1 protein-coding gene is annotated in these 1,626 nt (G+C 52.3%); it reads right to left on the bottom strand.

Annotated features, from left to right (window positions below; all coding sequences use genetic code 11):
• Positions 1 to 1,626 (bottom strand): VPA1269 family protein (locus BY454_RS16480; RefSeq protein ID WP_258075688.1); only part of this gene is annotated, 1,626 nt, incomplete at both ends.

Raw genomic sequence — 1,626 nt, 5'->3', positions numbered from 1 at the left:
AGAGATCGCGAAACGACGTCGCCTCTAGCGGAATCAGATGCTGCTTGGCTCGTACAATGGCATCCATGGGCAATGGAGGCTTGTCTGATTCACTGCGCTTGTAACTGGGTAACTGATCTAACAAACCCTTGAGAACGGTTCTAAGAGGATTGCGGTAGCCGGGCAGAACTATCAGCTCACCGTTATCGTCCTCGTCAGAGCAATAAGTCTCCAAAATCCACTCGAAAAAAGCGGAACAGGCGTTATGCCGTGGTTTTTTTACAGTATCTGCGGTGACATTTATGAAGTTTTCGTACGCTCGCTCATCAAACGGGATATCCCTTGACAGCATGGCTCCCGGGTCGTCAACCAAGCCCAACTTGTCCACGTAAAATCTAAGGAGTGCTCTCAAATGTGAGTATTTGTTGGATTGGCCTGTACCAGCCTCTACATAACACTGAATGGCTTTCCAAAACTCGGGGTATTTGCTGGTCAGTTCTCGATTAATGGCGTTTTCGTTGCCCAGGAAGTGAGGCCAAGATATCCAATGTTCGGAATAAGTTTTATTCGGCTGCGATGGCAACTTCGGGTCTTTTTCGTAGCCCCTGAAGTATTCTGCACCTGTTTTTAACCCCAAGCATTGAGCGGCTTCGGACGCCTCGGCGAGCGTCGCGTACCTCTTAACGGGGCGCTCAATGCCAAGGTAGCTGTACCAATCATCCCAATCTTCGGCATAGATGTCGAAGGGACTTACTGTCAGCTTCGGGTCTTGTTTGTAGCCCTCGTAGAATTCCTTCTGTGTTTTGAATCCCAAGCGCTGGGCTGCTTCGGACGCCTCGGCGAGCGTCGCGTACTTTTCTTTGGGACGCTCATTGCCAAGAAAACTGTACCAATCAGCCCAATTTCTGCGATACATTCCGTCGGGATGGCGTGGCAGCTTCGGGTCTTGTTTGTAGCCCTCAAAGTATTCTGTGGACGTTTTGAATCCCAAGCGCTGAGCGGCTTCGGACGCCTCGGCGAGCGTTGCGTACTTCCCATCGGGGCGTCCAGTGCCAAGGAAGTTGTACCAACTACTCCAATCTTCGGCATAAAAGTCGTTGGGAGAACCTGGCAGCTTCGGGTCTTTTTGGTAGTCCTCATAGTATTCCGCCTGTGTTTTTAACCCCAAGCGTTGAGCGGCTTCGGACGCCTCGGCGACAGTGGCGTGCTTCTCACTGGGGCGTTCAGTGCCAAGGAAGCTATACCAATCATCCCAATCTTCGGCATAGAAAACAGAGGGTTGTGATGGCAACTTCGGGTCTTTTTGGTAGTCCTCATAGTATTCCTGCTGCGTTTTGAACCCCAAGCGCTGAGCGGCTTCGGACGCCTCGGCAAGCGCCGCGTACCTCTCGGGGCGCTCAACGCCAAGAAAGCTATACCAATCATCCCACTCTCCGGCATAACTTCGTTGGGGATTCGATGGCAACTTCGGGTCTTTTTGGTAGCCCTCATGGTATTCGGTGCGTGTTTTGAAGCCCAATCGCTGAGCGGCTTCGGACGCCTCGGCGAGCGTCACGTATTTTTCTCTAGGGCGCTCATTGCGAAGGAAGTTGGGCCAATCAGCCCAATCTTCGGCATAGTGTTTGTCGGGAGCTGCTGGCAGCTTCG

Origin of the sequence: Marinobacter persicus (assembly GCF_002934325.1) — a bacterium.
GTDB lineage: Bacteria > Pseudomonadota > Gammaproteobacteria > Pseudomonadales > Oleiphilaceae > Marinobacter > Marinobacter persicus_A.
Note: the sequence above shows the minus strand (reverse complement) of the source record. Positions and strands in the feature narration are given on the sequence as shown.